Source organism: Sphaerotilus natans (assembly GCF_900156335.1).
GTDB lineage: Bacteria > Pseudomonadota > Gammaproteobacteria > Burkholderiales > Burkholderiaceae_C > Sphaerotilus > Sphaerotilus natans.
The window spans coordinates 278071-302796 of record NZ_FTMZ01000004.1 but is presented as its reverse complement, the minus strand read 5'-3'; the positions used below and the strand labels follow the sequence as shown (position 1 = coordinate 302796).

Here is a 24726-nt window from a genome sequence, read left to right as displayed (position 1 = left end):
TGCGTGCTCCTGGGCGTCCCGCCATGTCTGCCGAATCCCCCCTGATCCGTCGCCTGCGCCATCACCTGCTGGCGCACAGCCGTCGCCGCGCCTGTCTGGGGCTGGTGCTGGCCGGGCTGATGCTCTGCCTGCCACCGGCCGCCGTGCTGGCGCTGGCGGCCGAACCGCTGTTCGGCTGGCCGGGGTCGCCGCTGCGGGTGCTGGCCGGGCTGCTGCTGATGCCGGCGCTGCTGCTGCCGCCGCTGGCCCTGCTGCTGTTCGACCTGCTGGCGCTGCTCGATCACCAGCGGGTGCGCCTGCTCGATCTCAGTCCGCAGGACGATCTGACCCGGGTGCTGAACCGGCGCCACTTCTTCGACCGCGCCGAGCGCGAGGTCGGTCTGTCGCTGCGCCACGGCACGCCGCTGGCGCTGCTGCTGGTCGACATCGATCGGCTGGCGCAGATCAACGCGACCCACGGCCCGGCGGCCGGCGACCGGGTGCTGCAGGTGGTGGCCGAGCAGTGCCACCGGCCGCTGCGCCAGCACGATCTCTGCGGCCGCCACGGTGGCGAGGAATTCGCGCTGATGCTGCCCGGCACCGGCCGGGATGGCGCGCTGACGGTGGCCGAGCGGCTGCGCCGGGCCTTGCCCGAGCAGCGCATCGTGCTGCCCGACGGCGCGGTGGTGTCGGCACGGGTCAGCATCGGCGTGGCGGTGCTGGCGCCGGACTGCGCCTCGCTGCCGCAGCTGCTGTCGCGTGCCGACGAGGCGCTGCATCGCGCCAAGCGCGAGGGCCGCGACCGGGTGGCCTGCGCCGCACCGCGGCCGTCCTGACTCCTCATCCCGTCTTCATCTCCATCACGGAAGCTTCTGCCCCATGAACTCGCGCTCCTCTGTCCTGTCCGCCCTGGTGCTGGGCCTGGCCGCGCTGCTGCCGGCCGCGGTCGTCGCCGCCGGTGCGCACGCGCATTCCCACGCCCATGCGCAGGCCGGTCATGGCGCGCATGAGCACGGCCGCATCGGCCTGGAGGTCGCGCTGGACGGCCAGACGCTGACGATCGGCCTGGAGGCGCCGCTCGACAGCCTGCTCGGCTTCGAGCGCGCGCCGCGCACCGAGGCCGAGAAGAAGGCCGCGCAGGCGCTGCTCGAGCATCTGCGCGCCGGCCAGGGCCTGTTCGCGCCCGATGCGGCGGCGCAGTGCCAGCCGGTGTCGACCACCGTCGATGCACCGGTGCTGCAGGCCGGTGGCGCGGCCCAGGGCGAGCATGCCGATCTGGAGGCGAGCTTCGTGCTGCGCTGCGCCCAGCCGCAGGCGCTGACCGCGATCGACCTGGGCGGCCTGCTGGACCGCTATCGCCGCATCACGCGGGTCGAGGCGGAGATCGTCACGCCAGCGGGGCAGTTCAAGTCGGGCCTCAAGCGCCCGGCGCGGGTGCTGCGCTGGGGCCGATGAGCGGGTTGCCGACATTGCAGCCGTCACCGCTGCTGTCGCTGCGCGACCTGCGCCACCGCTGGCCCGGCGCGGCGGTCGACACGCTCGATGTGCCGGCCTTCGAGCTGGCTGCCGGCGAGGCGGTCTTCCTGCGCGGGCCCAGCGGCTGCGGCAAGAGCACGCTGCTGTCGCTGATGGCGGGCGTGCTGGTGGCCGAGGCCGGCACGGTGGCGCTGCTCGGCCAGGACTGGCGCGCGTTGTCGGGTGCGCGGCGCGACCGGCTGCGCGCCGACCATGTCGGCTACATCTTCCAGCAGTTCAACCTGCTGCCCTATCTCTCGGTGGTCGCCGACGTGCGGCTGCCGCTGCGCTTCTCGGCGCGGCGGCGCGCGCGCTGCGCCGGCGCCGACGAGCCCGCGCAGTGGCTGGCGCGGCTGGGGCTGGACGCGGCGCTGTGGCGCCGTCCGGCCGCGCAGCTCTCGGTCGGGCAGCAGCAGCGCGTGGCCTGCGCGAGGGCGCTGGCCGGCCGGCCCGAGCTGGTCATCGCCGACGAGCCGACCTCGGCGCTGGACGAGGGCACCCGCGACCGCTTCGTCGACGCGCTGCTGGCCAGCTGCCGCGAGGCCGGCAGCGCGCTGGTGCTGGTCAGCCATGACGCGCGGCTGGCCGGGCATTTCGCGCGCCAGATCGACCTGCCGGCGCTCAACCGCGCCGCCGCCCCCGGAGGCCCGCGATGAGGGCGCTGCTCGGGCTGGCCGCGCGCAGCGCCTGGAGCCGGCGCTTCGTGCTGGCGCTGATCGTGCTGTCGATCGCGCTGTCCACTTTTCTGCTGCTGGGCATCGAGCGGCTGAGGCAGGACGTGCGGCAGAACTTTGCCCAGGCGGTCTCCGGCACCGACCTGATCGTCGGCCCGCGCACCGGCGCGGTGCAGCTGATGCTCTACGCGGTCTTCCGCGTCGGCAGCGCGACCAACAACATCGGCTGGGACAGCGTGCAGGCGCTGGCCGCGCAGCGCCAGGTGGCGTGGACGGTGCCGATCGCGCTGGGCGACAGCCACCGGGGCTTCGCGGTCGTCGGCACGACGCCGGCCTATTTCGAGCATTTCCGCTACGGCGAGCGTCAGCCGCTGGTGCTGGCGACTGGGCGGGCCTTCGGCGACGGCCTGAGCCATGTCTACGAGGCGGTGATCGGCGCCGAGGTGGCCGAGCGGCTGGGCTACCGCCTGGGCCAGCGCCTGGTGCTGAGCCACGGCGACGGCGCCTTCGCGGCCAACGACCATGCCGACAAGCCCTTCACCGTGGTTGGCGTCCTGGCGCGCACCGGCACGCCGGTGGACCGCTCGGTGCACATCCCGCTTTCCGGCATCGAGGCCATCCACCTCGACTGGATCGCCGGTGCGCCGATGCCGGGCGCGAAGATCTCGGCCGAGGCGGCGGCCGCGCAGGACCTGACGCCGCGCACGGTCACCGCGGTGCTGGTCGGGCTCAAGAGCCGCGCGGCGGTGTTCGCGGTGCAGCGCTGGGTGCGCGGCTACGGCGACGAGCCGCTGATGGCGGTGCTGCCCGGCGTGGCGCTCGACGAGCTGTGGGAGGTGCTGGGCGCGGGCGAGCGCGCGCTGCAGGCGGTCAGCGTGCTGGTGGCGGTGGTCAGCCTGGCCGGGCTGGTCGCGGTGATCCTGGCCGGGCTGGACGCGCGCCGGCGCGAGCTGGCGATCCTGCGCTCGGTCGGCGCCGGCCCGCGCCAGGTGCTGGCGCTGCTGGCGGTGGAGGGCGCGCTGGTCACGCTGTGCGGCGTGCTGCTGGGCGCGCTGGCCTGCGCGGGCGCCATCGCGCTGCTGGGCGACATCGCGTTGCAGCGCTGGGGGCAGGTGCTGCATGCGCGCTGGCCGGGACCGGACGAGATGCGCCTGATGGGCCTGCTGCTGCTGGGCGGCTGGCTGGCCAGCCTGGTGCCCGGCTGGCGGGCCTACCGGCTGTCGCTGGCCGACGGGCTGTCGCCGCGCGCTTAGGGGTCATGCATCTCCGACATTCCCCTAAACCTCCGTCATGCCCGCAAACCTCCGTCATGCCCGCGAACCTCCGTCATGCCCGCAAACCTCCGTCATGCCCGCGAAGGCGGGCACCCACGAGGGGCCGCAGGCTGAGGTGCGCGTGGGTCCTCGCATTCGCGAGGATGACGATGACGGGTGGCAAGCTTCAGGAATCGACAGGAGAACTGCTGTGATGCGATCGACAACGACGACGGCAATGAGGGCCGCGAGACTGACGCTGGCGCTGGCCGCAGGCGCGATGCTGCTGGCCACGCTGCCGGCGGCCCGCGCCACCGAACCGAAGCCGATCGCGGCCGCCAAGTCGGCCAAGGCCGCTGCGGTGCGCCAGCTCAAGTGGGAGGAGATGGTGCCCGCCGGCTGGGATCCGGCCGCCAAGCTGCGCAACCGCGGCGACCTGTCGCGCATCCAGGACGGCGACCCGAAGGCCGACGCGCTGCTGCGCGAGGTGCGCGAGATCTGGGACGCCGCGCCCACCCGCCCCGAGCTCAACGGCCAGAAGGTGCGCCTGCCCGGCTACCTCGTGCCGCTGGAGGGCCAGGCCGGCGAGTGGAAGGAGTTCCTGCTGGTGCCGTACTTCGGTGCCTGCATCCACTCGCCGCCGCCGCCGGCCAACCAGATCGTGCATGTCAAGGCCGCCATTCCCGCCAAGGGCCTGCGCAGCATGGACACCGTCTGGATCACCGGCACGATGCGCACCGAGCGCCGCGACACCGACATGGGCGTCAGCGGCTACACCGTCGACGGTGCGGTGGTCGAGAAGTATGTCGAGCCGCCGGTGACGCCGCGCTGAAACCCATGCGACGACAAGGCGTCATCCAGCGCTGGGACGACAGCAAGGGTTTCGGCTTCATCCGGCCGCATGACGGCGGGCCGGACCTTTTTGTGCATGCCAGCGCCTGCCAGCTGCGTCAGAAGCAGCGGCCAGCGCCCGGCACCGAGGTGAGCTTCGAGACCGGCCGTGGCCGTGACGGCCGGCCGCAGGCGGTCGAGGTGCTGCCGCGCCACGGCTGGCCTGTGGTGGACGCGCTGCCCGCCGGCGCGGTCGAGCAGCGCCGACGCAACGCCGACGAGGCCCGAAAGACCCCGCCGCCCCGCGCGGCCAGTGCGGGGTCCGAGCGGCCGCAGCGCGGCGGCGGCCCGTCGGCGGCGGTGGCCGGCCTGTCGATCGCCGCGCTGCTGCTGGTGCTGATCGCTGCCACCACCTCGCACCGCCTGCCCGGCTGGATCTGGGCCTGGCACGCTGCGGCCAGCCTGCTGTGCTTCGCGCTCTACGCCGCCGACAAGTCCGCCGCACGGGCCGGGCGCTGGCGCACCCCGGAATCGACCCTGCTGACCGTCGGCCTGATCGGCGGCTGGCCTGGCGGCCTCGCCGCGCAGCACCTGCTGCGTCACAAGTCGGTCAAGCCGTCCTTCCGCGCCGCCTTTCACCTGACGGTGCTGGTTCAGCTGGCGGCGCTGTCGTGGCTGGCGTGGAAGGGGCTTCGGCTCTGAGGCCTGGCCGTCAACGCTCTCCGTCTTCCTTCAGCGCCACGATCAGCGCGTCCATGTCCAGCCGGGCCTGGCGGCCGTCGACGGACTTCAGCACGCCCTCGCGGCGCAGCGCCGACACCAGCCGGCTGGCGGTCTCGAAGGTCATGTCGAGCATCGCGCCCATTTCCTGGCGGGTGGGCAGCCACAGCCGGCCGTCGTCCTCGCCGTATTCGCTGAGCTTGAGCAGCAGGCGCAGCATGCGGTGGCGCGCCGGGCCGCGGGCCAGCTCGGTCAGCCATTCGTCGGCGTCGTCGAGCGCGCGCTGCCAGCGCTTCATCAGGTCGCGCGTCAGGCCGGGGTGCGCCACCGACAGCTCGTCGATCAGCACCCGCGGGATGCGGCAGACCTCGACCTCGGTGCAGGCCACCGCGTCGGCCGCGTAGGTCTGGTGCAGGATGGATTCCAGCCCGATCAGGTCGGTGCGTCCGGCCAGGCGCAGGATGCGCCGCTCGCCCGATTCGCTGCTGCGCTCCATGCGCAGCACGCCGCGGCGCACGGTGAAGACCGCGCTGCCACTGTCCTGCGCCGAATAGAGCGTCTGCCCCGGCTCCAGGCGGATGTCGGCGATGCGGTAGTGGATCTGCGCCAGCGCCGCCTCGTCGAGCGCACCGAACAGCGCGAACTGGCGCACGGTGCAGGAAGCGCAGACCTCCGCCTGCGGGCGGTACGTGCCGGAGGCCTGCGTGCTCGTCACGGCGATCGGAAGAGGCTGTCCCATGGTGGCTGTGTTCTTTCCGGGGTCAGGTTGTACCGCTCGGAGTATCTCGCGTTCCCGGGCTCGCGGTCAGCGTCCCCAGGGTCGGCAGGGGCAGGGCTGTCGCTATGATGTCCGGTTGCCTTTCTGCCGCCGCTCGCCGCCTGTCGCCCCATGTCCGCTGATCTGCCCGTTCCTCCGTTTCCGCCCGCGCGCACGTCGCTGATCTCGGTGCGGGGCGCTCGCACCCACAACCTGAAGAACATCGACCTCGACCTGCCGAAGAACGCGCTGGTCGTCATCACCGGCCTGTCGGGGTCGGGCAAGTCCAGCCTGGCCTTCGACACGCTCTACGCGGAAGGGCAGCGCCGCTATGTCGAGAGCCTCTCGGCCTACGCGCGGCAGTTCCTGCAGCTGATGGACAAGCCCGACGTGGACGTGATCGAGGGCCTGAGCCCGGCGATCTCCATCGAGCAGAAGGCCACCAGCCACAACCCGCGCTCGACGGTGGGCACCATCACCGAGATCCACGACTACCTGCGCCTGCTCTACGCCCGCGCCGGCACGCCGCACTGCCCGGACCACGGCCTGCCGCTGCAGGCGCAGAGCGTCAGCCAGATGGTGGACGCGGCGCTGGCGCTGCCGGAGGAGACGAAGCTGATGGTGCTCGCGCCGGTAGTGCGTGACCGCAAGGGCGAGTTCGTCGAGCTGTTCGAGTCGATGCAGGCGCAGGGCTATGTGCGCTTTCGCATCGACGGGCGCATCGTCGATGCGGCCGACGTGCCGGCGCTGGCGCTGAAGAAGACCGAGAAGCACGACATCGACGTGGTGCTCGACCGCCTGAAGGTGCGCCCCGACGCCCAGCAGCGCCTGGCCGAGAGCTTCGAGGCGGCGCTGCGCATCGCCGAGGGCCGCGCGCTGGCGCTGGAGATGGACACCGGCGTCGAGCATCTGTTCTCGGCCAAGTTCGCCTGCCCGGTCTGCAGCTATTCGCTGGCCGAGCTGGAGCCGCGGCTGTTCTCGTTCAACTCGCCGGTGGGCGCCTGCCCGAGCTGCGGCGGCCTCGGCCATGTCGATGTCTTCGACCCGGAGCGGGTGGTGGCCTTCCCGTCGCTCAGCCTGGCCAGCGGCGCGATCAAGGGCTGGGACCGCCGCAACGCCTACACCTTCTCGATGCTGGAGAGCGTCGCCGCCCACTACGGCTTCGACCTGGAGGACGCCTTCGAGGACCTGGCGCCCGAGCACCGCCAGGTGGTGCTGCACGGCTCGGGCGAGGAGGAGATCAGCTTCACCTACGCCGCCGAGGGCGCCGGCGGCAAGAAGCGCAGCGTCAAGCGCGCGCATCCCTTCGAAGGCATCCTGCCCAATCTGCAGCGCCGCTATCGCGAGACCGACTCCTCGGCGGTGCGCGAGGAACTGGCGCGCTTCATGTCGAACAAGTCCTGCCCGGACTGCGGCGGCTCGCGGCTGCGGCGCGAGGCGCGCCATGTGCTGCTGGTCGACGCCGATGGCCAGCCCGCGCGGGCCATCTACCAGGTCGAGCACGCGACGCTGGCCGAATGCCAGCGCTACTTCGATGCGCTGCGACTGCAGGGCGCCAAGGCCGAGATCGCCGACAAGGTGGTGCGCGAGATCCGCGCGCGGCTGCGCTTCCTCAACGACGTCGGCCTGAACTACCTGAGCCTGGACCGCAGTGCCGACACGCTCTCCGGCGGCGAGGCGCAGCGCATCCGCCTGGCCAGCCAGATCGGCTCAGGGCTCACCGGCGTGATGTACGTGCTCGACGAGCCCTCCATCGGCCTGCACCAGCGCGACAACGAGCGCCTGATCGGCACCTTGAAGCACCTGCGCGATCTGGGCAACTCGGTGCTGGTGGTCGAGCATGACGAGGACATGATCCGCGCCGCCGACCATGTGGTCGACATGGGGCCGGGCGCGGGCGTGCACGGCGGGCAGGTGATGGCGCAGGGCACGCCCGAGCAGGTGGCGGCCGCGCCGGACTCGCCCACCGGCCGCTATCTGGCGCAGGTGCTGCGCATCGAGGTGCCGCCGCAGCGCCGGCCCTTCCTGAAGGACGCCGACGGCACGCCGCGCGTGCTGCGCATCCGCAATGCGCGCGGCAACAACCTCAAGGGCGTGACCGCCGAGATCCCGGTCGGGCTGATGACCTGCGTGACCGGCGTGTCCGGCTCGGGCAAGAGCACGCTGATCAACGACACGCTGTATGCGGCCGTCTCGCGCCAGCTCTACCAGAGCCACCAGGAGCCCGAGGCGCACGACGAGATCGAGGGCCTGGGCCACTTCGACAAGGTCATCAACGTCGACCAGAGCCCGATCGGGCGCACGCCGCGCTCCAACCCAGCCACCTACACCGGCCTGTTCACGCCGATCCGCGAGCTCTTCGCCGAGGTGCCGACCGCCCGCGAGCGCGGCTACGGCGCCGGGCGCTTCAGCTTCAACGTCGCGGGCGGGCGCTGCGAGGCCTGCCAGGGCGACGGCGTCATCAAGGTGGAGATGCACTTCCTGCCCGACGTCTACGTGCCCTGCGAGACCTGCCTGGGCAAGCGCTACAACCGCGAGACGCTGGAGGTGCTCTACAAGGGCCGCAACATCACCGAGGTGCTGGAGCTGACGGTGGAGGACGCGCGCGAGTTCTTCTCGGCCGTGCCCTCGATCGCCCGCAAGCTGCAGACGCTGATGGATGTCGGGCTGGGCTACATCCGTCTGGGCCAGTCGGCGACCACGCTCTCGGGCGGCGAGGCGCAGCGGGTGAAGCTGGCGCTGGAGCTGTCCAAGCGCGACACCGGCCGCACGCTCTACATCCTCGACGAGCCGACCACCGGCCTGCACTTCGCCGACATCGAGCTGCTGCTGCGGGTGCTGCACCAGCTCTGCGAGGCCGGCAACACGATCGTGGTGATCGAGCACAACCTGGACGTCATCAAGACGGCCGACTGGCTGCTCGACATGGGCCCGGAGGGCGGCTCGGGCGGCGGCACGCTGCTGGCGGCCGGCACGCCTGAGGACATCGCCGCGTGCGCGGCCAGCCACACCGGCCGCTTCTTGAAGCCGCTGCTGGCGGCTCAGGCCGTCACTGCAGGATCAGGCGGGCGTTGAGCGGCTGCACCGGGCGGTTGTTCTTGTGGTGGATGGCGTGCATGAACGCCTCCACCTGGGCCTTGGACGCGACGTCGGAGGCCTTCATGACGAACCAGTGCACGCCCTCGGAGCACGGCGGCGTGGTCAGCGAGCCGCTGAACCAGTAGTAGCTGCGCTCGCGCGGCAGCAGCATGCGTGCGTCCACCGGGGTGCTGATGGCCTGCTTGCCTCCGGCCTCGCGGGGCATGACGCGCCAGGCCTTCTCCAGTTCGGCATTGGTGTCGCCCGGCTCGAACATCACCGCCACCACCGCGAGCTGGCCGTCGCGGTTGGCGTGCACGAAGTGGACTTCCATCGGGAAGGAGCGGCCCTCGATGGTGTTCTCGCTCGGCGTGTGGAAGTGGAACTGCTTGAGCTCGTAGGTGTCGCCGTTGACGCGCATCGTGCTGCCGGGCGCGTAGTTCACCTGGATGGTGTGGCCGTTGTTGATGACCTCGCGGCCACCGGCGCGGTAGTCGAACTCCAGCATGGGCAGCTGACCCTTGATGGCGCCCGTCAGGTTGAGCGGCGACTGGTTGCGGCCCTTCGAGCAGGCGGAGAAATCCGGCGAGAGCTCGCCCCAGTGCGCGGGCCCGTCCTTGCCTTCGTAGGTCCAGTGGGCGTCGCCTGCGCCGGCATGGGCGCTGCCCAGGCCGGTCAGCCCGGCCAGGACGAAGGACAGGGACAGGATCTGCTTTTTCATGAGATGACACTCCGCAAGAGGGTGTGTGCCAGATCGGTCGGGCCGCGCGGATCCTGAGCGTTTTGTCGTGCTCAGCCCATCCGCACGGTGATGCGGTCGCGGCCGCCGTGCTTGGACTGGTAGAGCGCCTGGTCGGCGCGCTCGATGAACTGGCGGCCGGTCTCGCCGCGCTGCAGCGAGGTCAGGCCGATCGAGACCGTGACCTGCACCTGCAGCTCGGCGCCGGTCTTGCTGCGCGCCGGGGTGCGCAGCGTGGCGATCTTCTGGCGCAGCTGCTCGGCCACCAGCCGTGCGCCCTGCAGCTGCATGGCCGGCAGCAGCATCACGAACTCCTCGCCGCCGATGCGTGCGGCCAGCGCGTTGTCCGGCGTGCCGGCCTGCAGCGCCGCGGCGACCGTGCACAGCACCTGGTCGCCGGTGCCGTGGCCGTAGCTGTCGTTGACCCGCTTGAAATGGTCGATGTCGAGCATCAGCAGGCAGGGCGCGTGGCTGTTCATGCCGGCGCTGGCCGCCAGCGTCATGCAGGCCGCCAGACGCTGCTCGAAGGCGCGGCGGTTGGGCAGACCGGTCAGCGTGTCGGTCAGGTTTTCCTGGCGCACCCGCTCGAGCTCGTCGCGCAGCTGGCCGATCTCCTGGCGGCTGTCGCCGAGCTGGCGCTGCAGGGCCTGGATGGCCGCCTGCATCTGGCGGGTGGTGGCGAGAATCTCTTCCAGGCCTGGCAGGGCCTGACCGGCCAGACCGTCCTGGAATCGTGACAGCGAGCTGCCGTAGGCGGCGGTCTGGTCGCCGGCGCGGGCGGCGGACTCGACCGCCTGGCCCAGCGCGCTGCTCATGCGTTCGCTCATGCGCTGCAGCAGGGCCGGATCGGCGCTGTTGCCGATCACATGGCGGCGGTAGAGCACCTCGGTCGCCGCCTCGTCGAGCGTCAGGTGCTGCAGCATGTAGCGGTCGATCGCGTTGCGCAGCTCGAGGTTGTCGCCGCTGGCGTAGGCATGCCAGACCGCATAGTTGACCGGATGCATCGGCACGCTGTATTTGCGCATGAGATTCAGCGCTTCGCGGACGATGTCCGCCGCACGCTCGACGTTCTCGGTGTTCTTCATGGTCTGGGCGCCTCTCGCCATCCAGGCGTGATATCCCGGGGTCATCGGCGTGCGGTGCGGGCGATTTCAGCCAGGATCAGGGTGACTGTGCTGGAAAAGCGGTACTTTTCCCGGCGATCATGGATCCGGTTCCGTGGCCCCCGCGTCTGGAGGGCCGGGATGGGGGCGTGAGGCCACCCGAGCATTCCGACCTGGGAGGCTCGCGCGAGGCGTTCGAGAATTTTCATCCGATGAATGTCGAACCTGTCGAAGCCGTCGAACCGGAAATGAGCCGTCCCTGGCCTGATGCGCTGCTGCCGAAGGCACCCTGGCGCGCGCAGCAGGTGCGCGGGGTGCTGCAGATCGTGCCTCGGATGACGGCCTCGCTGCTGCTGCTGACGGCGGTGGCGGCCTGGCTGTGCGCCGAGGCGCTCGGCCCGGCGTGGATCCTGCCCTGGGCGGGGCTGCAGACACTGCTGGCGCTGGTCTGGCATCTGGACATGCGCCGGCTCGGTCGCCGTGACGACGAGGCGCTGCGCTCGACGCTGGTGCTGCTGCGCCTGGGGCTGCCGGTCAGCCTGTTCAGTCTGCTGCTGGCCATGCTGGCGGTGCAGGCCTTTCCCGAAATGGCCCGCGAGGGCCAGTTCCTGGTCGGCGTGATGCTGGGTGGCGCGCTGTGCGCAGGCGCCATCGAGCTGGCGGCGCTGCCGGTGCTCTCGGCGCTGTGGGCCGGCACGCTCGGTGTGGGCGCGCTGCTGGCGCTGCTGGTGGTGGGCACGCCGGTGTTCTCGGTGGCCTTCGCGCTGCTGGTGCTGATCGGGCTGCTGGTCAGCGTCTCGGTGCGCGGGGTGTCGCGCACGCTGCTGGCGCGGCTGCAGGCCCAGAGCGAGGCGGCCCGGGGCGAGCACACCATCTCGATGCTGCTGCGCGATTTCGAGACCCAGTCCGACGCCTGGACCTGGCGCGGCGACCGGGCCGGCCGGCTGTGGCAGGTGGCGCCGCGCATGGCCGCCGAGCTGGGCCTGAGCATGCCGCAGGCGCTGGTCGGGCAGGATCTGGTGCAGGTGCTGCGCAGCGGCGAGGGCGGCGCCTCGCTGGCGATGCGCCAGGGCTTTCGTGGCCGTGTCGATGCCCGCATGCCGCCCGAGCTGATGGCGCTGATGGCGGCGCTGCAGTCGGGCCAGCCCTTTCGCGGCATCGAGGTGGCGGTGAGCCGGCCCGGCCGCTCGCCGAGCTGGTGGTCGATCAGCGGCGTGCCGGTGCTCGATGCGGTCGGGCTGCAGACCGGCTGGCGCGGCATCGTGCGCGATGTGACGCTGCTGCGCCAGCAGTCCGGCGAACTCGAGCGGCTGGCGCGCACCGACACCCTGACCGGCCTGGCCAACCGCCATGTGCTGCAGCAGCGCGCCGAGGCCGCGGTGCAGGCGCTGGCTCGCCGGGCGCCGCCCGCACCGGGGGCGGACGATGACAGCCCGCTGTCGCTGCTGCTGCTCGATCTGGACAATTTCAAGACGGTCAACGACCACTTCGGCCATCTGGTGGGCGATCTGCTGCTGCAGGAGGTGGCGCGGCGGCTGCGCGGGGTGCTCGAGGAGCGCGGTCTGGATGCGCAGGGGCCCGAGGGGGTGCTGGCCCGGCTGGGTGGCGACGAGTTCGCGCTGCTGATCGAGCGGCCGATGCTGACCGTCGAGCGCGAGGATCTGGCACTGGCGCTGCTGGCGGTGCTGCGCGAGCCCTGGCAGCATGAGGCGCTGTGCGTGGAGATCCGCGCCAGCCTGGGCGCCGCGGCCTGGGACGGGCCGGGCACCCGCGCGGCGCTGCTGCTGCAGCAGGCCGACATCGCGCTGTACGAGGCCAAGGCGGCCGGGCGCGACATGGTGCGGCTCTTCGATGCGGCGATGGGCGAGCGCATGGCCGGCCGGCATCTGGTCATCCAGGAGCTGGGCCAGGCGCTGGAGGCGGCACGGCGCCGGCTCGCACGCGGCGGCGAGCGCCTGCCCGAGCCCGCCTGCGGCTGGCTGAGCGTGCATTACCAGCCTCAGCATGATGTCGCCGACGGCCGGCTGACCGGCTTCGAGGCGCTGCTGCGCTGGCGCCATCCGCAGCGCGGCTGGATCTCGCCGGCCGATTTCGTGCCGGTCGCCGAGGAGACCGGGCTGGTGGTCGCACTGGGCGAGTGGGTGCTGCGCCAGGCCTGCCACGATGCGGCCCGCTGGGGCGGCGACACCAAGATCGCGGTCAATGTGTCTGGGGTGCAGTTCGCCGGCCGCCATCTGGTGCGCACCGTCTCCGAGGTGCTGGCCGAGACCGGGCTGGCGCCGCGCCGCCTGGAGCTGGAGATCACCGAGACCGCAGTGCTGGCCGATCCGGCCAGCGCGCGCACCCGCATGCAGGCGCTGCGCATGCTGGGCATCCGGCTCGGGCTGGACGACTTCGGCACCGGGCATTCCTCGCTGTCGTCGCTGCGCACCTATCCGATCACGACGCTGAAGATCGACCGCAGCTTTGTCGTCGCGCTGGACGGGGGCGGGCCGCAGGCCGACCAGATCCTGCGCACCATCGTGCAGCTCGGCCAGGCGCTGGGCATGAAGACGCTGGCCGAGGGCGTCGAGACCGCCGCACAGCTGGAGGTGCTGCGCCGCCATGGCTGCGACCAGGTGCAGGGCTACCTGTTCGCCGCGGCGCTGGATGTGAAGGAAGCCACGCGCCGTGTGGCTGCGACGCGACCGACCGGGGAATGGTCCTCGGTCGTTTCCGGGCCGGAATCGCGATAATCCGCGCCGCCTTGCCCGGCCCCGTCTGTGGTTTGACATTTGTCTTTTTCCATTCGCCGCTCACTGCGCTGCCCATGCCTGCTGCCGAATCCCGCTCCACGCTGATCGGCGACCGATCCGGCTGGGCTGATGCCGATGGGCTGGGGCTCGAGCAGGGCCGGCTGATGCAGGCGGTGCTGCGCATGGCGGTGATGGCGGCGGGCAGCTCGATCGGACTCGGCCTGCTGGTGCTGTGGCTGGTTCATCCGGTGATGGGCGGGGCGCAGCGCTGGATGCTGCTGTGGCCGGTCGGGCTGGCGGCGGCCGGGCTGCTGGAGCTGCTCGACGTGCTGCGCAGCCTGGGCTGGCCGCTGGTGCGGCTGGCGCAGCCAGCGGTGCGCTGGCGCCTGATCGGCCATAGCGTGCTGACCGGGCTGATGTTCGCGGGCATCTCGGTCTTCATTTATCCGCAGGTCGATGCGGAGCGGCGCTATCTGCTGGGCATGATCGCCTGCGCCGCGATCCCGATCGGCGCGATGGCCGGCGCGCCGCTGCGCTGGGGCGGCATGGGCTGGACGCTGGTGACCTCGGCCGGCGTGCTGCTGGGCGTGCTGCAACTCGACGGCCTGGTGCGCGACGTTTCGGTGCCGCTGACGCTGCTGATGGCGTTGCTGGTGATGGTGTCGCTGAACGCCATCGGGCGCAGCGTGCGCCACCGGCTGCAGGCCGAGGCGGCAGCCCGGCGCGAGCGCCACGCGCTCGACCTGCTGCTGCGCGATTTCGAGCAGCACGCCGACGACTGGCTCTGGGAGACCGATGCCCGCGGCCGGCTGAGGCGCATCTCCTCGCGCATGGCGCAGGCGCTGGGTGTCAACGATGCCAATCTGCTGATCGACCGCGCCCTGATCGAGCTGCTGCGCGATGCCGAGGGCAGCGAGCAGCTGGCCCGGAACCTGTCGGAGCCCGAGCCCTTTCGGGCGCTGGCGCTGCGCCTGCCCTCGCGCCAGCTGCTGCAGACCGCCTGGCAGCACTGGACGGTCAGCGGCGTGCCGCTGCTCGATGCCGAGGCGCGCATCGTCAGCTGGCGCGGCGTGGTGCGTGATGTCACCTTGCTGCGCGAGCAGTCGCGCGAGCTGCAGCGTCTGGCTCACACCGATGTGCTGACCGGCCTGGCCAATCGCCATGTGCTGCAGCGCCGCTGCGCCGAGGCGGTGGCGCGCTGCCATGTGGCGGTGGCGGGCCGTCCGGCCGAGGCGTCAGCACCGTCGCCATCGCCGATGCTGACGCTCTGCCTGCTCGATCTCGACAACTTCAAGGAGATCAACGACACCCTCGGCCATGCGGTCGGCGATCGCCTGCTGCGCGAGGTCGCGCGCCGGCTCTCGGCCTGCGTGGCGGGTTTCGGCGATCCGGCCGCGCATGTGCTGGCCCGGCTGGGTGGCGACGAGTTCGCCTTGCTGATCGACCGCCCCCACCCGGAGGCCGAGCGCGAGGCGATGGCGCAGGCCCTGCTGCAGGCGCTGCGCCCGGTCTGGCAGGACGAGCAGGCCGCTGTCGATGTGCGTGCCAGTCTGGGCGTAGCCTCCTGGGATGTGCTTCATCCTGACGCCGATCGCCTGTTCCAGGATGCCGATCTGGCGCTGTATGCCGCCAAGGCCGCGGGTCGCGATGTCGCACGCACCTTCGACGCGCCGATGCGGGCCGAGCTGATGCGCCGCCACGGCCTGGTCCGCGATCTGGGCCTGCTGCTGCGCGCTCCCACCGGCGAGCAGGCCGAGGCCGGCCGGCTGATGCTGCATTACCAGCCGCAGTTCGATCTGGCCGAGGGCCGGCTCAGCGGGGCCGAGGCCCTGCTGCGCTGGCGCCATCCGGTGCGGGGCTGGATCTCGCCGGCCGAGTTCGTGCCGCTGGCCGAGGAGCATGGCCTGATCGCCCTGCTGGGCGAATGGGTGCTGCACCGGGCCTGCCAGGAGGCCGCCGGCTGGCCCGAGCCGATGCGGCTGGCGGTCAACCTCTCGGCGCTGCAGCTGCGCGGCGATGCGCTGGTTGACAGCGTGCGTTCGGCGCTGGCCGGAGCCGGCCTGTCCGCCGAGCGGCTCGAGCTGGAGGTGACCGAGACGGTGCTGATGCAGGACGCCCGCCGCGCACGCGAGCAGCTGCACGCGCTGCGTCTGCTGGGCGTGTCGATCGCGCTCGACGACTTCGGCACTGGCTATTCCTCGCTGGCGCAGCTGGCCGAGCTGCCGGTCGATCTGCTCAAGATCGATCGCAGCTTCGTGGCGGCGCTGGGCGAGGCCGGACCGCGGGCGCAGCAGGCCGAGGCGATCGTGCGGCTGATCGTGCAGCTCGGCCAGGCCACCGGCATGGCCACGCTGGCCGAAGGCGTGGAAACGCCCGCGCAGCGCGAGGCGCTGCTGCTGTGCGGCTGCGAGCGCCTGCAGGGCTATCTGCTGGGCCGGCCGCTCGAGCCGGGCCCGCTGCGCGAGCGCATGCGCCTGAGTTCGAGCGTCGCGCCGCTCAGCCTGCCGACCTGATCCGCGCCGGGCGGTACTCGGGCACCAGCCGCGCCAGGCGCTCGCGGACCTCGTCGTCGGGCGCGGCCGAGCGGGCGGCGGCCCAGTCCAGCAGTTGTTGCACCTCGTCGAGCGAGCTGGCCGACGCATCCAGCCGCGCGATGCGCAGCCGCTCGAAGCGGGTGGGCAGCGTCGCGTCGGCGTCGGCCAGCAGCTCCTCGAACAGCTTCTCGCCCGGGCGCAGGCCGCTGAAGGCGATCGGGATCTCGGCCAGGGTGTGACCGCTCAGGCGGATCAGGTCACGCGCCAGGTCGACGATCTTCACCGGCTCGCCCATGTCGAGCACGAAGACCTGGCCGCCTTCGCCGATGGCGCCGGCCTGCACCACCAGCCGTGCGGCCTCGGGGATGGTCATGAAGAAGCGGGTGATGTCCGGGTGCGTCACCGTGACCGGCCCACCGCGGGCGATCTGTTCCTTGAACTTCGGGATCACGCTGCCCGACGAGCCCAGCACGTTGCCGAAGCGCACCGCCATGAAGCGCGTGCGCCCGCCGCCGGCGGCCATCTGCGCGGCCAGCCGCGATATCGCCATCTCGGCGGCGCGCTTGGTCGCGCCCATCACGTTGGTCGGGTTGACCGCCTTGTCGGTCGAGATCAGCACGAAGCGCTCGACGCCGGCGGCGGCCGCCGCGCTGGCCGCGCGCCAGGTGCCCAGCGTGTTGTTGCGCAGCGCGGAGAAGGCGTTGTCTTCCTCCATCAGCGGCACATGCTTGTAGGCCGCGGCGTGGAAGACCACCTGCGGGCGCACGCGCGCGAAGGTCACGCGCAGGTGCTCGGGGTCGCGCACGTCGCCGACCAGCCGCACCAGCGGGATGTGCGGGAACTGCTCGCCCAGCTCCTGCTCGATGCGGTAGAGCGCGAACTCGCTCAGCTCGTAGAGCACCAGCTTGAGCGGCCCGTAGCGCGCCACCTGCCGGCACAGCTCCGAGCCGATCGAGCCGCCCGCGCCGGTGATCAGCACCACCTTGCCCGACAGGCATTCGCTGATGCCGCCCTCGTCGAGCTGCACCGGCGCGCGGCCGAGCAGGTCGTCGGGCTCGATGTCGCGCACCTGCGCCACGGCCTGGCCCTCGCGCAGCTCGGCGGCGGTCGGCACCGTCACCACCGGCAGACCGGTGGCGGCGGCCAGATCGAGCGCGCGGCGGCGCTGCACCGCCGAGGCCGAGGGCATCGCCACGATCAGGTGGGTGATGCCGTGCACCGCGGCCCAGCGCGGCGCGCTCTCCAGCTCGCCCAGCACCGGCACGCCGCCGATGCGCGCGCCCAGCTTGCGCGGGTTGTCGTCGAGCAGGCCGACCACCACCCAGCCGTGGTGCTGGATGCCGGCGATGAGCAGCTTGGCCGCGTCGCCGGCGCCCAGGACGAGGGCGCGGCGCGTCTCGTGCATCGAGCCCGACAGGCGCCCGCGCATGTGCTCGTAGAGCATGCGGTAGCCGATGCGCACCATCGCCAGCCCCATCAGGCTGACGACCGGATGCAGCGCCAGCACCGCGCGCGGCACCTGCACCAGCTGCGCCATCAGCACGCCGACCGCGCCCAGCAGCCCGGCGATCGCGCAGGCGAAGGTCAGGCGCTGCACCTCGCCGAAGCCGGAGAAGCGCCACATGCCCTTAGGCACCTTCAGCGCCGCGAACACCGCGACATACAGTGCCAGCAGCCCGGCCAGCACCCAGCCGTCGTAGACCGGGCGCGCGCTCCACCAGCGCTCGAAGCCCAGGCGGAACAGGTAGGTGATGTTCCAGCACGCGGCGATGACCGCGGCGTCGATCGCCAGGGCCAGCGGCTCGCGGTGCGGCCGGATGCGGGTCAGCAGGGTGTCGAGGGTGTGCCAGCTCATCGTTCGAGGATCGCGCGCAGCGTGCGCAGGATCAGCCTCAGGTCGGTCAGCACGCCCGCCTCGTCGACGTAGCGTGCCTGCAGCGCCAGCTTGGCCGGCAGGACCACCTCGCGGTAGGTGCGTTCCGGGTCGGTGCTGCGCGCCAGCAGCGTGCTTTCGTCGCGGTATTCGATCGAGGCGAAGTCGGTGATGCCGGGGCGCACCGACAGCACCTTCTCGCGCAGCCCGGCCGGGTAGAGCGCCACATAGCGCGGCACCTCGGGGCGCGGGCCCACCAGGCTCATCGAGCCGCCGAGCACGTCGAGGAGCTGCGCCAGCTCGTCGAGCTTGGTGCGGCGCAGCAGCGCGCCGACGCGGGTGATGCGCGCGTCCTGGCCCACGGTGAGCTGCGGGCCGCGGTCCTGCGGCGCATGCGCCATCGTGCGGAACTTGTGGATGCGGAACTCGCGGCCGTGGCGGCCGACGCGCACCTGGCGGAAGAACACCGGCCCGGGCGAGTCCAGCCGGATCGCCAGCGCGATCGCCAGCAGCAGCGGCGAGAGCACGATCAGGCCGCAGCCGGCCAGCAGCAGGTCGAGCAGGCGCTTGGCCATGTCGTCAAGCAACCGCCTGGGCCGCTCAGCGCGCCAGCACGCCGCGCAGCACCGCGGCCACCCGCTCGGCGTCGGCCGGCGTCATGCGCGAGTACAGCGGCAGGCTGAAGGTGGCCTCGTAGGCCTTCTGGCTGTGCGGGAAGTCCTCGGCGCGCAGCTGGTAGCGCTCGCGCCAGTAGGGCTGCTGGTGCAGCGGGATGTAGTGCACGCTGCTGCCGATGCCGGCGGCGAACAGCGCCTCGATCACCGCGTCGCGCCCGACCGGCGCGTTGTCCGCCAGGCGCAGCACGTAGATGTGCCAGGAATGCAGGTCGCCGGCGGCAGGCTGCGGCGGCAGCGTCAGCGGCAGGTCGGCCAGCAGCGCGTCGTACTGCGCGGCGATGCGCGCGCGGGCGTCGCGGAACTCGCGGGCGCGCCTGAGCTGGTGGATGCCCAGCGCCGCGGCGATGTCGGTCAGGTTGTACTTGAAGCCGGGCGCGACGATCTCGTAGTACCAGCTCGGCACCTTGGCGGTGAAGCGATCGAAGGCGTCGCGGTTGATGCCGTGCAGGCGCATCACCTTCATGCGCGCGGCCAGCGCCGGGTCGCGGGTGACCGCCATGCCGCCCTCGCCGGTGGTGATGGTCTTGTTGGCGTAGAAGCTGAAGACGGTGACGTCGCTGGCCAGCGTGCCGATCATCTGCCCGGCGTGGGTGGTGGGCAGCGCGTGCGCGGCGTCCTCGACCACCTTCAGGCCGTGGCGGCGGGCGAGGGCCAGGATCTCGCCCATCTCGGCGGCGCGCCCGGCGAAGTGCACCGGCACGATCGCCTTGGTGCGCGGGGTGATCGCGGCCTCGATGGCGGCCGGGTCGATGCACAGCGTGGCCGGGTCGATGTCGACCAGGCGCACGTCGGCGCCCAGGTAGCGCGCCACCTCCGCGCTGGCGGTGAAGGTGTGCGTGGTGGTGATGACCTCGTCGCCAGGGCCGACGCCGACGGCCTCGAGCGCCAGGTGCAGCCCGGCGGTGGCCGAGTTGACCGCGATCGCCTCCAGCCCCGGCGCGGCGTCGGCGCCGCCCAGGAAGGCGGCGAAGTCCTGCTCGAAGCGGCGCGCCTTCGGGCCGGTGGTCACCCAGCCGTGGCGCAGCGTGTCGACCACCTCGGCGATCTCGTCCTCGCCGATCTCGGGCAGCGCGAAGGGCAGGAAGGGCAGGGCGGCAGGATCGGACGGGGCGGTGGGCGAGGACATCGGCGGCAGGGCTTCGGGGAACGCGGCGGGGAGCGCCGATGCTAATGCAGTTCCTGATGCCGTTCCGGACGGTGATAAGTTCGCGTCCCATGGCCGACTTCAATCCCTGCCAGAGCTGCGGCGCCTGCTGCGCCCATTTCCGCGTGTCCTTCTACTGGGCCGAGGCCGAGTCCCTCGGCCTGCCCGAGGCATTGACCGAAGCGATCAATCCCTGGATGAGCTGCATGAAAGGCACCGGCCAGCGCGCCGGCGTGCGCTGCGTGGCGCTCTCGGGCGAGATTGGTCGCGAGGTCGGCTGCACCATCTACCCGCAGCGACCCTCGCCCTGCCACGAGCTGCAGCCCGGCGAGGAGCGCTGCCTGAGGGCGCGGGCGGCGCACGGGCTGCCGGCGTTGCCGCTCAGCCGCTGACGGGCACGGTCGAGAAGCGATCGACCAGGAAGCTGTGCAGCAGCCGCATCGCCGGGCGCAGATGGCGCCTGCCGGGGCAGATCAGGTTCAGTGGGGCGGCTTCGGTCTGCCAGTCCGGGCACAGCCGCACGAGTGCACCACTGCGCAGGTCGGCGGCCACGTCCAGGCCCGACTTGTAGACCACGCCTTCACCGGCCAGCGCGAGCCGGCGCACCGCATCGCCGTCATCGCACTGGAAACGGCCGCGCACGTTGACCTCGACGATCTCCGATCCGCGCATGAAGGTCCAGTGGTCATGAATGCGCTCGCTCAGCATGAAGCACAGGCAGTTGTGGCGCACCAGTTCACGCGGCGACAGCGGCGTGCCGTGCCGCGCCAGATAGTCCGGTGACGCGCACAGCACCCGGCGGTTGTCCGGGCAGACAGCCAGGCTCACCAGCGTCGAGTCCGGTGGGTCGCCGTAGCGCAGCGCCAGATCGACGGCGCTGCGCATGATGTCCGTGAGTCGGTCCGACACCTGCAGGCGCAGCAGGATCTGCGGGTGACGGCGCTGGAATTCATGCAGCCACGGCAGCACCACGTTGCGCCCCAGATCCGAGGGCATCGACAGGCTGACCGTGCCGCAGACCGTCTGGTGGCCGGCACTCAGCCGGTCATGCGCCTGTTCCAGGATCTCCAGCCCGGCCCGGCAATCGTCCAGGAAAAGCTCGCCCTCGGGCGACAGACGCAGGTGCCGGGTCGACCGCACGAACAGGGGCGCACCCAGTTCGGCCTCCAGTCGCTTGATGGCGGCACTGGCCGTGGCCGGACTCATGTCCAGCGTGCGTGCTGCCTCCGACAGGCTGGAGGACTGGGCGGCACGCACGAAGAGCTGCAGATCGCTGAGAGCTTTCATGGGCGAGGGCAGAAGGGAACGGAATCAAAATTTTTTTGAAACAGTTTCACGCGCAAACGAGGCTGCGCACTTGATGCGGGCTCTGTTGTTAACAAATATTCACATAAACACCCGGTCGGGAGGGCGTTACCAGGGTTTTCAAAAATGGCTTGAAGCTGTTTGCGGCGGCGGCCTCTTTCGGGGCCGGCTTGGCGCAGGCACACTGAAATCGGGAAATCCGATCAGGATCTCCGCACAACGCACGAAAATGGGGACGCCATGGCATTGATCGCTAACATCGCAAGCTGGTCCAGCACCGACTACAAGAGCGTGACTGCCGAACAGATCGCGTCCCTGACGCCCGATCAGGTCAAGCTGATGACCCATCCGGACTGGCTGCTGCCGGCGGCCGTGGCCGGGTTCACGGCCGCGCAGATGCCGTCGATCAGCATCAGCTGGTACTGGATGACGGCGGGCTGGCTCAATGCCCTGTCGCCCAGCGCCTTTGCGGCCATCCCGGCTGCCGGCATCGCCCAGATCGCCAGTTCGGCCGTCGCGGGCCTGGACGTGAACCATGCCGCGGCCCTGACCCCGACCCAGATCGCCAGCCTGGCCTCGCCGCAGTCGCTGAACGCCGCGGCCGTGGCCGCACTGAGCGACGCCCAGCTGGCCGCCATCCCCACGACCAAGTGGGGCTCGATGGAGGCGGCTTGGCTGAATGCCGTGCAGGTGCAGGCGTTCTCGACGCTTGCGGCCACCAGCGTGGCAAAGTTTGGCAGCACCGCCATCGCCGGCCTGGACGTGGCGCACACCCAGGCCCTGACGGCGGCCCAGCTCGATGCCCTGAGCGTCGGCAAGCTGAGCCTGGCCTCGATGGCGGCGCTGACCCCCGCCCAGCTGACCGGCATGGGCGCTGCCAAGTGGAGCAGCTTCACCGCCGCGCAGCTCAACGCCATCACCCCCGACCGGTTCGCGCTGATCCCGCCGGCCAGCGTGGCCAAGTTCGCCAGCGCGGCCTGCGCCGGGCTGGACGTGGCCCATGTGCAGGCGCTCGGCACGGCACAGATGGCCGCGCTGTATTACCCCGAGAAGCTCAGCCTGGCGGCGGTGGCCGCCCTCTCCCCGGCCCAGGTCGCGGCCATCGGCACCAGCTTCTACTGGATGACCCCGGCCTGGCTCAACGCGCTGTCGCCGGCCGCCTTGGCCGCCATCCCGGTCAAGGGCATCGGCCAGCTCGCCGGCTCCACCATCGCCGGACTGGACGTGGCGCACACCCAGGCGCTGACCACGACGCAACTGGACGCTCTGGGCGTTGGCAGCCTGAGCCTGGCCTCGATGGCTGCGCTCACCGCCACCCAGCTGACCGGCATGGGCGCTGCCAAGTGGAGCAGCTTCACCGCTGCCCAGCTCAACGCCATCGCGCCGGATAAGTTCGCGCTCGTTCCGTCCGCCAGTCTGGTCGGCCTGGGCCGCACGGTCACGTCCGGGCTCGACGCGGCCCATGTGCAGGCCATGACCGTGGCGCAGGTGGCCGCGCTCTACTACCCCGAGTGGCTGAACGTCTCGGCCGTGGCGGCGCTGTCGCCGGAGAAGGTCGCCGCCATCCGCACCAGCTTCTACTGGATGGATGCCGCGTGGCTGAACGCGCTCAGCCCGGCCGCCTTCGCCGCCATCACCGCCACCGGCATCGGCCAGCTGAGCGGCACGGCCATCGCCGGGCTGGACGCCTCCCATGCCCAGACACTGACCACCACCCAGCTCAACGCGATCAGCCTCGGCTCGCTGAGCACGACCGCCGTCGCCGCCCTGCTGCCCGCCCAGGTCGCGTCGATCACGCAAAACTTCTACTGGCGCACGCCGGCGTGGCTGAACGCGCTGTCGGCCGCCGCCTTCGCCGCCATCCCGCCGGCCGGCATCATGCAGATGAAGAGCGCCACCATCGCCGCGCTCGACGCCACCCACGTCGGCGCGATGACCGGCGTCCAGGTCGCGGCCCTCGACTACTGGCAGCGCACCTCGTTGACGACGGCGCAGATGGGCTGGTTCTCGGCCAGCGCCATCGCCAGCTTCACCACCGCGCAGCTCGATGACCTGACCGCCGCCCAGCTCGCCGGCCTCACGGCCACGCAGGCCGCCGGCTTCACCGCCACCCAGCTCGCCAGCCTGACCCCGGCGCAGTTGGTCGGCCTGTCCGTGTCCGCCGTCTCGGGCTTCAACGCGGCCCAACTGGCCGTCCTGGGCACCAACCTCTGCGTCCTGTCGCCCGCCGCCATCGCCGCTCTGCCGGTCGGCACCTTCAGCCAACTGTCGCTGATGCAGTTGAGCAGCCTCCAGGGCGACCAGGTTGCGGCCCTCACGGCGCAGCAACTGGGTTCGCTCAGCGCCACCCAGGCCAACTACCTGACCCCCGGCCAGCTCGACGTGCTCGGCAGCCGTGTCCAGTTCCTGAGCCCGAGCGCCGTGGCCGGGCTCAGCAACGCCAACCTGCTGTACGTCCATTCGTCGCTGACCGCCCCCCAACTGGCGGCACTGACGCCGGCGCAGACCGCTGCGGTGCAGGCCGCCGGCTCGGCCGTGACAGCGCTGCTGGCCACGCTCACCGACGCGGGTGTGCGGGCGCAGGTCACCGCCGCCCTCGGCGCGGGCGAATCGCTCTTCAGCTACAACGGCCTTGTGCAGGTGCTCGGCGGCGTGGCCGCGTCGATCGGCGCGGGCGGCCTCACGGCGGCCCAGATGAACGACCTCAAGACGCTGGCTTCGGCGGTCAGCCAGACGCTCGGCGCCTCGTCCTACCTCGCCAAGATCACCGCCAACGTCGTCAACGGCGACCTGTCGAATTCGTGGTGGACTGGCGGGGCGGCCAGCCAGACCGCGCTCGGCAACCTGGCCGTGGGCAGCTCGGCCGACCAGATGGGCAAGCTCGTCGGCAAGTGGTTCCTCGGCACCGACCTGCCGACCTGGACCGGCTCGGCGACCTACACCACCTTAGACGCGCCGCTGTTCTCGGCCGCCGGCCCGCTTGCGTCGGAGATCAACCAGGGCAGCATCGGCGACTGCTACCTGATGGCGGCCATGATCGTGACGGCCGACGACTACGCGTCGATCCTGGAGACGATGTTCACCGACAACGGCAACGGCACCTGGGGCGTGCGCTTCTACGCCCCCAACGACGAGCCGATGTACGTGACGGTCAACAACGCCCTGCCGGCCTGGAGCACGGCCACCGCCGACTCCGGCTCGCTGTGGGTGTCGCTGCTCGAAAAAGCGTATGTCGAGTGGGAGGTCCACTACAAGGGCGAGCAGAACACCTATGACGGCATCAGCGGCGGCGACAGCCGTGGCTTCCAGGCCATCATGGGCCGTTCTTCGACCTACTACAACGTGACGAGCCACAGCGTCAGCGCCTGGACCACCAGCGTCAAGAACACCGTGGTCGCCGCGCTCGCCAGCGGGCAGGAGGTGATGTACGGCAGCAGTGTCAACACCACGGACGCCCTGACCGGCAAGACCGAGCTGGTGGGCAGCCACATGTTCGCCGTGCTCGGCTTCGATGCCGCGACCGACGAGTTCATCCTGCAGAACCCCTGGAGCAGCCAGGGCGGCTCGACTTGGATCGGCACCTTCGGCATGAGCGCCGCCGAGCTGTGGGTGGGTAGCAACAACTTCATCGTCACCCACGAGGCTGCTCCGATGGGCGCGCTGGACAGCAAGTACCAGTACAACGTCAGCCAGCTCGTGCAGGCGATGGCGGTGGGTGGCGGTCAGGCGGCTGCCCTCGCGCCGACCCGCTCCGACACGACCAGCTCGGTCACGCTGCTGGCGACGCCGGTGTGACGTGATCCGTGCGG

Annotated in this window: 18 protein-coding genes; 11 read left to right on the top strand and 7 right to left on the bottom strand. The window is 71.4% G+C overall.

The window, feature by feature from the left end; genetic code table 11:
* The first annotated feature begins 23 nt into the window (after positions 1–23).
* From BW996_RS06090 to BW996_RS06065, 6 genes are all read left to right on the top strand, one after another.
* Complete coding sequence (locus BW996_RS06090) at positions 24–815, top strand: GGDEF domain-containing protein (protein WP_051631904.1); 792 nt, start codon at positions 24–26, stop codon at positions 813–815.
* Between the two features lie 43 nt (positions 816–858).
* A complete protein-coding gene (locus tag BW996_RS06085) occupies positions 859–1434 on the top strand; it encodes a ZrgA family zinc uptake protein (RefSeq protein WP_051631905.1) in 576 nt (191 codons plus the stop codon).
* A complete protein-coding gene (locus BW996_RS06080; RefSeq protein WP_076458746.1) occupies positions 1431–2150 on the top strand; it encodes an ABC transporter ATP-binding protein in 720 nt (239 codons plus the stop codon). The genes BW996_RS06085 and BW996_RS06080 overlap by 4 nt, the downstream gene beginning before the upstream one ends.
* Positions 2147–3421, top strand: a complete 1275-nt coding sequence (locus BW996_RS06075; protein ID WP_037481646.1) for an ABC transporter permease — start codon at positions 2147–2149, stop codon at positions 3419–3421. The genes BW996_RS06080 and BW996_RS06075 overlap by 4 nt, the downstream gene beginning before the upstream one ends.
* Before the next feature lie 238 nt (positions 3422–3659).
* Positions 3660–4253 carry a DUF3299 domain-containing protein gene (locus tag BW996_RS06070; protein WP_037481649.1) on the top strand — a complete coding sequence of 198 codons (594 nt, stop codon included), beginning with the start codon at positions 3660–3662 and terminating at the stop codon, positions 4251–4253.
* Positions 4254–4258: 5 nt separating this feature from the next.
* Entirely contained in the window at positions 4259–4954 is a 696-nt protein-coding gene (locus tag BW996_RS06065) for a DUF1294 domain-containing protein (RefSeq protein ID WP_037481652.1), read from the top strand.
* A gap of 10 nt (positions 4955–4964) precedes the next feature.
* On the opposite strand, the gene BW996_RS06060 is transcribed toward BW996_RS06065, so the two are convergent.
* Entirely contained in the window at positions 4965–5711 is a 747-nt protein-coding gene (locus BW996_RS06060) for a Crp/Fnr family transcriptional regulator (protein WP_037481655.1), read from the bottom strand.
* Positions 5712–5861: 150 nt separating this feature from the next.
* On the opposite strand from BW996_RS06060, the gene uvrA reads away from it, so the two are divergent.
* Positions 5862–8804, top strand: a complete 2943-nt coding sequence (gene uvrA / locus BW996_RS06055; protein ID WP_051631906.1) for an excinuclease ABC subunit UvrA — start codon at positions 5862–5864, stop codon at positions 8802–8804.
* Here uvrA and BW996_RS06050 read toward each other — a convergent pair.
* On the bottom strand, positions 8779–9528 hold the full coding sequence (locus BW996_RS06050; protein ID WP_037481657.1) for a carbonic anhydrase: 750 nt from the start codon (positions 9526–9528) through the stop codon (positions 8779–8781). The genes uvrA and BW996_RS06050 overlap by 26 nt on opposite strands.
* Positions 9529–9599: 71 nt before the next feature.
* Positions 9600–10631 carry a GGDEF domain-containing protein gene (locus tag BW996_RS06045; protein WP_037481660.1) on the bottom strand — a complete coding sequence of 344 codons (1032 nt, stop codon included), beginning with the start codon at positions 10629–10631 and terminating at the stop codon, positions 9600–9602.
* Between the two features lie 266 nt (positions 10632–10897).
* Between BW996_RS06045 and BW996_RS06040 the strand changes: the two genes are divergently transcribed.
* Both BW996_RS06040 and BW996_RS06035 read left to right on the top strand, forming a co-directional pair.
* On the top strand, positions 10898–13384 hold the full coding sequence (locus tag BW996_RS06040) for a putative bifunctional diguanylate cyclase/phosphodiesterase (RefSeq protein ID WP_037481662.1): 2487 nt from the start codon (positions 10898–10900) through the stop codon (positions 13382–13384).
* A 74-nt stretch (positions 13385–13458) separates the two neighbouring features.
* Complete coding sequence (locus BW996_RS06035; protein WP_051631907.1) at positions 13459–15897, top strand: putative bifunctional diguanylate cyclase/phosphodiesterase; 2439 nt, start codon at positions 13459–13461, stop codon at positions 15895–15897.
* Here BW996_RS06035 and BW996_RS06030 read toward each other — a convergent pair.
* From BW996_RS06030 to BW996_RS06020, 3 genes are read right to left on the bottom strand one after another with little or no spacing between them, the layout of a single operon-like run.
* Complete coding sequence (locus tag BW996_RS06030) at positions 15881–17773, bottom strand: polysaccharide biosynthesis protein (protein ID WP_037481664.1); 1893 nt, start codon at positions 17771–17773, stop codon at positions 15881–15883. The two genes, BW996_RS06035 and BW996_RS06030, sit on opposite strands and share 17 nt — an antisense overlap.
* A complete protein-coding gene (locus tag BW996_RS06025; RefSeq protein ID WP_037481666.1) occupies positions 17770–18366 on the bottom strand; it encodes a sugar transferase in 597 nt (198 codons plus the stop codon). Before BW996_RS06025 ends, BW996_RS06030 begins: the two co-directional genes overlap by 4 nt.
* 25 nt (positions 18367–18391) lie before the next feature.
* On the bottom strand, positions 18392–19594 hold the full coding sequence (locus tag BW996_RS06020; protein WP_051631908.1) for a DegT/DnrJ/EryC1/StrS family aminotransferase: 1203 nt from the start codon (positions 19592–19594) through the stop codon (positions 18392–18394).
* Positions 19595–19683: 89 nt separating this feature from the next.
* On the opposite strand from BW996_RS06020, the gene BW996_RS06015 reads away from it, so the two are divergent.
* Positions 19684–20004, top strand: a complete 321-nt coding sequence (locus BW996_RS06015) for a YkgJ family cysteine cluster protein (protein WP_037481668.1) — start codon at positions 19684–19686, stop codon at positions 20002–20004.
* Here the strand turns inward: BW996_RS06015 and BW996_RS06010 are convergent.
* Positions 19994–20899, bottom strand: coding sequence for a LysR family transcriptional regulator (locus tag BW996_RS06010; RefSeq protein ID WP_037481669.1), 906 nt, complete (start codon positions 20897–20899; stop codon positions 19994–19996). The genes BW996_RS06015 and BW996_RS06010 overlap by 11 nt on opposite strands.
* A gap of 258 nt (positions 20900–21157) precedes the next feature.
* Here BW996_RS06010 and BW996_RS06005 point away from each other — a divergent pair, with 258 nt between their 5' ends.
* On the top strand, positions 21158–24712 hold the full coding sequence (locus tag BW996_RS06005) for a C2 family cysteine protease (protein ID WP_037481671.1): 3555 nt from the start codon (positions 21158–21160) through the stop codon (positions 24710–24712).
* The last annotated feature ends 14 nt before the right edge of the window (positions 24713–24726 follow it).